Source organism: Actinomadura geliboluensis (assembly GCF_005889745.1).
GTDB classification, from domain to species: Bacteria; Actinomycetota; Actinomycetes; order Streptosporangiales; family Streptosporangiaceae; genus Spirillospora; species Spirillospora geliboluensis.
In genome coordinates this window covers 1-8,584 of record NZ_VCKZ01000386.1, presented here as the reverse complement: position 1 = coordinate 8,584, position 8,584 = coordinate 1, and the positions used below count along the sequence as shown (strand labels likewise).

The 8,584-nt window shown below is 69.1% G+C and carries 8 protein-coding genes; all 8 read right to left on the bottom strand.

What is annotated here, in order from left to right:
* Window positions 1-788, bottom strand: a 788-nt coding sequence (locus ETD96_RS35765; protein ID WP_138640897.1) for an MCE family protein, incomplete at its 3' end; no start/stop codon positions are given.
* Window positions 785-2,095 carry an MCE family protein gene (locus ETD96_RS35760; protein WP_138640896.1) on the bottom strand — a complete coding sequence of 437 codons (1,311 nt, stop codon included), beginning with the start codon at window positions 2,093-2,095 and terminating at the stop codon, window positions 785-787. The genes ETD96_RS35760 and ETD96_RS35765, both read right to left, overlap by 4 nt.
* The gene (locus ETD96_RS35755) at window positions 2,092-3,375 is read right to left on the bottom strand and encodes an MCE family protein (protein WP_138640895.1); all 1,284 of its coding nucleotides are present in this window, start codon (window positions 3,373-3,375) and stop codon (window positions 2,092-2,094) included. Before ETD96_RS35755 ends, ETD96_RS35760 begins: the two co-directional genes overlap by 4 nt.
* A 15-nt stretch (window positions 3,376-3,390) precedes the next feature.
* The gene (locus ETD96_RS35750; RefSeq protein ID WP_138640894.1) at window positions 3,391-4,452 is read right to left on the bottom strand and encodes an MCE family protein; all 1,062 of its coding nucleotides are present in this window, start codon (window positions 4,450-4,452) and stop codon (window positions 3,391-3,393) included.
* Window positions 4,453-5,484 carry an MCE family protein gene (locus ETD96_RS35745; RefSeq protein ID WP_138640893.1) on the bottom strand — a complete coding sequence of 344 codons (1,032 nt, stop codon included), beginning with the start codon at window positions 5,482-5,484 and terminating at the stop codon, window positions 4,453-4,455.
* On the bottom strand, window positions 5,481-6,788 hold the full coding sequence (locus ETD96_RS35740; RefSeq protein WP_240808472.1) for an MCE family protein: 1,308 nt from the start codon (window positions 6,786-6,788) through the stop codon (window positions 5,481-5,483). The genes ETD96_RS35745 and ETD96_RS35740 overlap by 4 nt, the downstream gene beginning before the upstream one ends.
* 6 nt (window positions 6,789-6,794) lie before the next feature.
* Window positions 6,795-7,643, bottom strand: coding sequence for an MlaE family ABC transporter permease (locus ETD96_RS35735; protein ID WP_138640892.1), 849 nt, complete (start codon window positions 7,641-7,643; stop codon window positions 6,795-6,797).
* Complete coding sequence (locus tag ETD96_RS35730; protein WP_138640891.1) at window positions 7,643-8,503, bottom strand: MlaE family ABC transporter permease; 861 nt, start codon at window positions 8,501-8,503, stop codon at window positions 7,643-7,645. Before ETD96_RS35730 ends, ETD96_RS35735 begins: the two co-directional genes overlap by 1 nt.
* Window positions 8,504-8,584: the final 81 nt, after the last annotated feature.

The following is an 8,584-nucleotide window of genomic DNA, read 5'->3' as shown; positions in this document are numbered from 1 at the left end:
AGCTGGTTGATCGCCTTGTGCGTCTCGCTCACGGCGCCCGGCACGTTGTCGATGGTCTTGCGCAGCGCCGGGTCGTCCTTGCGGAGGGACGCGGTGAGCTCGTTCAGGTTGCTGGCGAAGCCGCGGATGTTGGCGGCCTGGCCGCGCTGGGTGCCGAGGACGGTGACGCTGTTGTCCAGGAGCCGCTTGGTGTCGGGGTACGCCTGCTCGGCGGTCTTCAGCAGCCGGTCGGTGTCGTCCAGGATCGACTGGAGGTCCTCGGCGGAGCCGGAGAACGCCTTGTCCAGCTCGTCCACGATGATGCCGAGGTCCTTGGTGTTGACCGAACCGACGAGCGAGTCGACGTTGCGCAGCAGCTCGGCGGTGGACACCGGCAGCGTGGTGCGGTCCCTGGGGATCGTGTAGGGGTCGCCCTCGTCGAGGAAGGGGCCGGTCTTCTTGGTCGGCTCCAGGTCGATGTACTGCTCGCCGACCGCGGACCGGTTCGCCACGACGGCCTTGGTGCCGTCGCGCGGGATCCGCTCGCCGCGGTTGAGCAGCAGCTTGACGCGGATGCCCTCCTTGGTCAGCTCGATCGGCCCGACCCGTCCGACGGGGACGCCTCGGTAGGTGACCTCGGCGTTGGTGAACACGCCGCCGGAGTCGGTGAGGTCGACGTAGGCGACGTACTCCTTGCCGAGCAGGTCGCGGCCGATGCCGATGTAGTTCACCGAGACGATCACCACGCCGACCACCGTGATGACGGCGAACGCGATGAGCTGGAAGATCACGCCGCGCTTGAGGATCATGAAAGGCCCCCCGTCATCAGGGTCCGCAGGCCGCCGTCATCGGGTGCGAGGGCGCCCGTCCGCTGCGGTGTCGGCGTCTTCTTCGGCGTCTGCTTCGGTGTCTGCTTCGGGGTCGGGGTCGACTGGCCGGGGAGCCCCGGCAGGCCGCCGCCGGGGGCCTGCGGGAGCACGCCGAGCGGCGAGTCCGGCAGGGTCACGTTCGGCACCTGCAGCATGTTGCGCATCTGCGTGCCGCTGCCGAGCAGCCCTTCGAGGTCGGTGCCGCCCAGCAGGTTGCGGGCGATGGACTCGAAGTCCAGGTCGACGGTGAGCCGCACGTTGCCGTAGTCGCCCTCGATGACGTTCTCGAACGTGGCCGGGAACGGGAAGGTGATCAGCGACTCCAGCGACCGCGGCAGGTCGTTGCCGGCCTTGTTGAGGTTCCGCAGGATCGTGTCGAGGTTCCGCAGGTTCGCCAGGAGGTCGGCCTTCGAGCGGTCGATCACGTTGGTGGTGGTGCGGCTGAGCTTGTTCAGCGCGACCAGCATCTTGGTGAGGTCGGCGCGGTTGCGGTCGAGGACGGCGATCGCGGGGCCCGTCTCGTCGATGGTGTCCCGGATCGTCTTGCGCTCGGCCGCGAGCTTGCCGGTGAGCCGGTCGATGCTGTCCAGCGCCCGGGTGATCGCGGCGCGGTTGCGGTCCAGCGTGCCGGCGAAGGTGTTGACCCGCTCCAGCACCGACCTGATCGTTGTCTCCCGGCCGCTCATCGCGGCCTGCAGCTCGTGGCTGATCGTGGAGACCTGCTCCAGGCCGCCGCCGTTCAGCAGCAGCGACATCGCCGACAGCACCTCTTCGATCTCGGTGCCGCGGGACGTGCGGTTCAGCGGGATGAGGTCGCCGGAGGCGAGCGTGCCGGACGGCGCCTGGTCCTTCGGCGGCTCGATCTGCACGAACTTCTCGCCGAGGAGGCTTGTCTGGCTGACGGTCGCGATCGCGTTGTCGGGCAGCTTGACGTCGCCGCGCATCTTGATGGTGACCAGGGCGTGCCAGCCGCTCTGCCCGGTCGTGGCGCCGGGCGCGCCGGCGAGCTTGATCTCCTCGACCTTGCCCACCGAGACGTCGTTGACCTTGACCGCCGACTGCGGGACGAGGTCCAGCACGTTCGCGAACTCGATCTTGACGGTGATGGGGTGGGAGCCGAGGTCGGGGCCGCCGGGCAGCGGCAGCGACGCGACGCCGTTGAACGAGCAGCCCGACAGGACCGTCGTCGCGGCGAGCGCGGCGGCGCCCAGCAGGCGCGCGCGGCGCATCGGCCGTGTCCTGCTCATCGGCCACCTCCCGGCAGCAGCGCGCTGAGGTCGCCGGCGGGCTGCTTGCGCGTCGCGGTCTTGTTCGTCGTGCTCGTCGTGCTCGTCTTGCTCGTCTTGCCGGTCCTGCCGCCGGGGCCGTAGGCGTCCGGCGGGATCGGGACCGGGTCGTAGTGCGTGGTCAGCGCCGTGATCCAGGACAGGTCCAGGCTGAAGCCCGTCAGCGCCTTGCCGATGCCGTTGTACGGCTCGACGAAGTCGAGGCACTCCTTGGCAGGCGTGCCCACCGAGTACGCCAGCGAGCAGATCCAGTCGGCCAGGTCGTGGAACTGGCGGAAGTTGTCCCGGGTGTGGATGGTGCCGCTGATCGGGTCGTAGGCGCGGGCCAGGTTGTTGACGGCCAGCGGGCCGGCGGTGAGGATCTCGGCGAGCGCGTCCTTCTCCTTCACCAGCACCCCGGTGATCTGCGCGAGCTGCCGGACGTTCGCGGCGAGCTCGCCGCGGTTGTCCTTCACGAACCGCTGCACGTTCCGCAGCGTCGGGGCGAGCGTGTTGAGGGCCGCGCTCAGCTCCTCCTTCTCGCCCGCGAGCTGCGCCGACACCCCGTTGAGGTGCCCGCTGAACGACTTGATCTGCTGGTCGTTCGCCTTCATCGCGTCGGTGATGATCCGCAGGTTCCGGATCGTCGCGGCGACGTCGCCGCGGTCGGTGCTCAGCGTGCTGAGCGCCTTGGACGCGTCCGCGATCGTCTGCCGGATGTCGTCGCCCTGCCCCTCCAGGTTCGCGGCGCCGACCTGCAGCAGCCGCGACAGCGACCCCTGCTGGCCGTCCGCGCCGGGCGCGTTCGCGCCCTCCGGGCCGAGGGCCTTGGTGAGGTCGTTCAGGCTGCCGCCGACCTCGTCCACCTCGACCGGGACGGCGGTGCGGCTCGTGGTCAGCGTCGCGCCGTCGGCGAGGACGGCGGCGCCGCTCCGGTAGACGGGCGTCAGCTGGATGTACCGGTCGGCGACGAGCGTCTGGTTGATGATGACGGCCTGCGCGTCGACGGGGACCTTGTACTTGGCGTCGTACTTCAGCTCGACCTTCACCGCGTCGCCGACCGGCTCGACGCTGGTGACCTCCCCGACGGGGATGCCGAGGATGCGGACGTCCGCCCCCTTGTAGAGGCCGACGGTCTTGGTGAAGTACGCCGTGAGGTGGCGCTGCTTCGGCTCCTGGAAGATCAGCAGGAGCGCGGCCACCAGCACTGCGACGGCGAGGACCGCGCCGCCGAGGCGGAGGATGGTTCCTGAGTTACGCACTAGTGACCTGCCTGCTCACGGGAGGAACGGCAACGGGTTGTCGCTGGAGTTGCCGGTCTGGTTGCCGTTCTGTCCGCCCTGCTTCTTCGTCGTGGTCCCGCCGCTCTTCGGGGCGTCCTGGATCGAGGCGGGGATCGGGATCAGGTTCTGGATCCAGGAGTCGAACCAGCGCCCGGTGCCGGTGACGTCCGAGAACTGCCGCGCGAACGGCGCGAACAGCTGCAGGATCCGGTCCAGGTTGCTCTGGTTGCGCAGCAGGATCCGGTTGACCTTCGCCAGGTTGTCCAGCATCGGCCGCAGCTGCTTCTCGTTCTCCCTGATCAGCGCGTTGACCTGCTGGGACAGCGTGACCGTGTTGATCAGCAGCTGGTGGATCACGGCACGGCGCGCCTGCACCGCCTGCAGCACCTTGTCGCCGTCCTGGACGAGCTTGGCGAAGTCCTGGTTGCGGTCGGCGAGCAGCTGCGAGACGTCCTTGGCCTTGCCGGCCAGCTCGTGCAGCTCGTCGTCGCGGGACGCGACCGTGTTGGACAGCCGCCGCAGGCCCTGCAGTGACGCCCGGACCTCCTCCGGCGAGTTCTTGAAGGTGTCCGACAGCACGTCGAACGACTTCGCGACCTGCTGGACGTCGATCGCGCCGACCCGTTGGCTCAGCTCGCTGATCGCCGGGACGACCTCGAACGGGGTGTGCGTCCGCTCGATCGGGATGTTGCGGCCGAGCTTGCCCTTCCCGCGCGGGGTCAGCTCCAGGTAGTGCGCGCCGAGGATCGTCTTGATCTTGATGCCGGCCTCGGTGCGCTCGCCGAGCCGGACGCCGTCGTCCACCCGGAAGGTGACCTTGACGTGGTCGCCGTCCAGGTCGAGCGCGGTGACCTTGCCGACCTTGACGCCCGCGATGCGGACCTCCTCGTCGGCCTTCAGCCCCGCCGCCTCCTTGAAGGCGGCGGTGTGGGTCCTGCCGCCGGCGACGAGCGGGATGCTCTCCAGGTTCATCGCCAGCAGCACCAGCACGGCGATGATCGCGAACGCGGAGAGACCGATGGGGACCGGGTTGCGCTCCCGGAACGGGATCCTCATCTACTTGCACCTCGCGTTCTCGTTCACGATCGCCGGCGTCTGGTAGACCGGTCCGCCCGGCAGCCGCACCCGCGCGTCGAGACCGCAGATGTACATGTTGAACCAGGACCCGTAGGAGGAGATGTTCACGAGCCCCTCCAGCCGCTTCGGCGACCGCTTCAGCCCGCCGTCGAGGGCCTCCTCGTTGGCGGCGAACGTGCCGGCGAGCTTGCGCAGCCCGGCGATGTCGTCCTTGATGTCCGGGCGGGCGTCCGACAGCAGGCTCTGCGTGGTGCCCGTCAGGTCGTTGATCGCCGCGACCGAGTCGAAGATCGCCTTGCGGTCGCCGGACACGCCGCTGACGAAGCTGCGCAGGTCCCGCACCAGCTGGTCGACCTGCTGGTGCCGCTGGTCGATGGTGCCGAGCACCGTGTTCAGGTTGTCGACCACCTGGCCGATGACCTTGTCGCGGTCGGCGAGCGTGTTGGTCAGCGACGCGACGTGCGCGAGCAGGCTGTTGATCGTCCCGCCCTCGCCCTGCAGCACCTGGACGATCTGCATCGCCAGCGTGTTGACGTCCTTCGGCTCCAGCGCGCGGAACAGCGGCCGGAACCCGTTGAACAGCGTGGTGAGGTCCAGCGCCGGCTTGGTCTGGGCGATCGGGATCGTCCCGCCGGGCTTCAGGTAGGCGTTGGCCTGCCCGGCGCCGTCGGTCAGCGCGAGGTACCGCTGGCCCATCAGGTTGCGGTAGCGGATCTGCGCCTGCGTGGACGTGGGGATCCCGGCCTTGAGCGGGCCGTCCTGCTCCACGCTGAACGTCACCACGGCCTTGTCGCCCTGGTAGAGCTCGATGTCCTCGATCTGGCCGACCCGGACGCCCGCGATGCGGACGTCGTCGTTGTCCAGCAGCCCGGCCACGTCCGAGAAGACCGCCCTGTACTCGCGGGTCTCCTTGAAGCGCATGTTGGAGATCGTCATCGCCAGCACGCCGGTGGCCACCGAGGTGATGACCACGAAGGTCAGCAGCTTGATCGCCGCGCTCGTCGTCTTCACTTGATCGTCACCACCGATCCGTCGCCCAGCAGCGGCCCGAACATCAGCTGCGACACGTCCGACAGCTCATCGGCGGGGGTCCGCGTGAGCGGCCCGAGGACGCTCTTGAGCTGCTGCTCGGGGGTCAGCGACCCGGTGTCCACGAACACGTTCGACAGCGCCCGGCCGCGGCTCGCGCCACCGCCGTTCGGGTCGTCGGGGTTCTTCCACCACAGGTCGTCCTGCGTGCCGTCCAGGGCCAGGTAGTCCGGGAACGGCGTCTTCGGGTTCGGCAGGCCGTAGCAGCGCGGGTTGCGCCGGTCCTTGGCCTCCGGCCTGTCGAGGGGGTTCTTGTAGCCCGGCCGCGGCTTGACGATCTCGATCGTCAGGTTGAAGGTCTTGGACCCGCCCCCGCCGGCCACCCGCTCGGCCTCCGGCTTCAGCTTCATCAGCCCGGCGAACACGCACGGCAGCGACGGCGAGTACCGGGCGACGAGGCTCGCCACGTCCCGGTTCGCGATGTTCACGCCGATGATCTTCGGGCCGTTGTGCCGCATGAACGCGTCGCCGTCCTGCGCGAGCGCGGTCGTCGCCGGGATCAGCTGCTCGATCGTCGCCTTCTTCGAGGTGATCGTGCGGCTGGTCACGTTGAGGTTGCGGAGGGTCTGCAGCAGATCGGGCGCCGCCTGGGCGTAGATGTCGGACACGTCCGCCAGCCCGTGCAGGTCGTGCACCAGCGTGCCGAGCTGCGGGTTGATCTTCTTCAGCAGCGCGTCGGCCTGCTCGAAGTTCTCGCCGAGCTGGTCGCCGCGGCCCTGCAGCGCGGTGGCGAGCGCGTTCAGCGTCGCGTTCAGCTCCGCCGGCTTCACCGCCTGCAGCAGCGGCAGCAGGTCGTTCAGCACCTTGTCGATCTCGACGGCGGTCTGCGAGCGGTCCTGCTGGATGACCTGGCCCTCGCGCAGCCCCGCCGGGCCCGCCTGGGCCGGGATCTGCAGGTCGACGTACTTCTCGCCGAACAGCGTCTTCGGCAGCAGCCGCGCCTGCACGTTGCGCGGGATCAGCTTCGCCTTGCCCGGGTCGAGCGCGAGGTGCAGCACGGCGCCGTCGGAGGTCGCGTCGGTGCCGCGGACCTCGCCGACGATCAGCCCGCGGACCTTCACGTCCGAGTGGGGCAGCAGCTGCAGCCCGGCCCGCTCGGTCTTCACCGACACCTCGGTGACGGGCGTGAACGCCTTGTTGTAGAACGCCACGGTCAGCGCCAGCAGCAGGGCGATCACGATGACCATCGAGATGCCGAGCAGGCGGTAACGCACACGGGTGCTCATCGCGCGCTACCCCGCAATCCGGACGGAAGTCGTGGTGCCCCAGATCGCCATGCCGAGCAGCAGGTCCGCCACGTTGATCACGACGATGCTGGTGCGGACCGCGCGGCCCACCGCGACGCCGACGCCGGCCGGGCCGCCGGACGCGTGGTAGCCGTAGTAGCAGTGGATCAGCATCACCAGCACCGCGAAGATGATCACCTTGCCGAACGACCACAGGATGTCGTTCGGCGGTAGGAACAGATGGAAGTAGTGGTCGTAGGTGCCGGTCGACTGCCCGTAGAACACCGTCACGATCACCCGCGTCGCGCCGTAGGAGGCGAGCAGGCCCACGATGTACAGCGGGACGACCGCGATCATCCCGGCCAGCATCCGGGTCGTGACGAGGAACGGCATCGACGGGACGGCCATGACCTCCAGCGCGTCGATCTCGTCGGAGATCCGCATCGCGCCGAGCTGCGCGGTGAAGCCGCAGCCGACCGTCGCCGACAGCGCCAGCGCCGACACCAGCGGGGCGATCTCGCGGGTGTTGAAGTAGGACGCGACGAACCCGGTGAACGCGGCCGTGCCGATCTGGTTCAGCGACTCGTAGCCCTGCAGGCCGACCTGGCTGCCGGTGAAGAACGTCATGAAGCCGACGATCACCACCGAGCCGCCGATCACCGCGAGGCCGCCGGTGCCGAGGCTCACCTCGGCGAGCAGCCGCAGCACCTCGGTGCGGTAGCGGCGCAGCACCCGGAACACCCACGCGAAGGCGCGGGCGTAGAACGACATCTGGTGGCCGAAGTCGTCCAGCCGTTCCAGGGGCGCGTTCACCACGCGGCTGACCGCCTTGCCCGTCTTTCCAGGGGCAGCCATCACATCCCCTTCGACGGGACGAACTGGAAGTACAGCGTGGAGATCAGGAAGTTCTCCAGGAACAGCAGCATGAAGGTGATGACGACGGTCTGGTTGACCGCATCTCCGACGCCCTTCGGGCCGCCCTTGGCGTTCAACCCCTTATAGGCGGCCACCAGCCCGGCGGTAATTCCGAACACGAATGCCTTGAACTCCGCTTGCAGCAGGTCGGGCAATTGCGCGATCGCGTTGAAGGACGCCAGGTAGGCGCCGGGCGTGCCGCCCTGCAGCATGACGTTGAAGAAGTAGCCGCCCATGAGGCCGACCACCGACACCAGGCCGTTCAGGAACAGCGCGACGAACGCGCAGGCGAACATCCGCGGGACCACCAGGCGGTGCAGGGGGTTGATCCCCAGCACCTCCATGGCGTCGATCTCCTCGCGGATCTTCCGGGACCCGATGTCGGCGCACATCGCCGACCCGGCGGCGCCCGCGACCAGCAGCGAGGTGACCAGCGGGCTGGCCTCCCGGACGATCGCGACGACCGCGGTCGCGCCGGTGTAGGACTGCGCGCCGAGCTGCCGGATCAGCCCGCCGACCTGCAGCGACAGCACGCCGCCGAAGGGGATGGCGACCAGCATGGTGGGGACGACGGTGACGCTGACGATGAACCAGGCCTGCTGGATGAACTCGCGCCACTGGAACGGCCACTGGAACGTCGCGCGCGCGACGTCAAGGCACAGGGCGAAGAACCGCCCGGGCTCCTTGACGACCACGTTGGCCGCGCCGTCCCCGATCTTGCGGAACGTCGCCGACGATCCGCCGCCGCTCTTCCCCTCTGGCCGGCCCGCGCCGATCTCCGGCTGTTGAGGAGTGGACATCAGTACCCTGCACCACCTGCATGACGTCCAGGCGGCGGGTTACCCGGGAACTGGCCGCCAGGGCCGGCGGGGCCGCCGGGC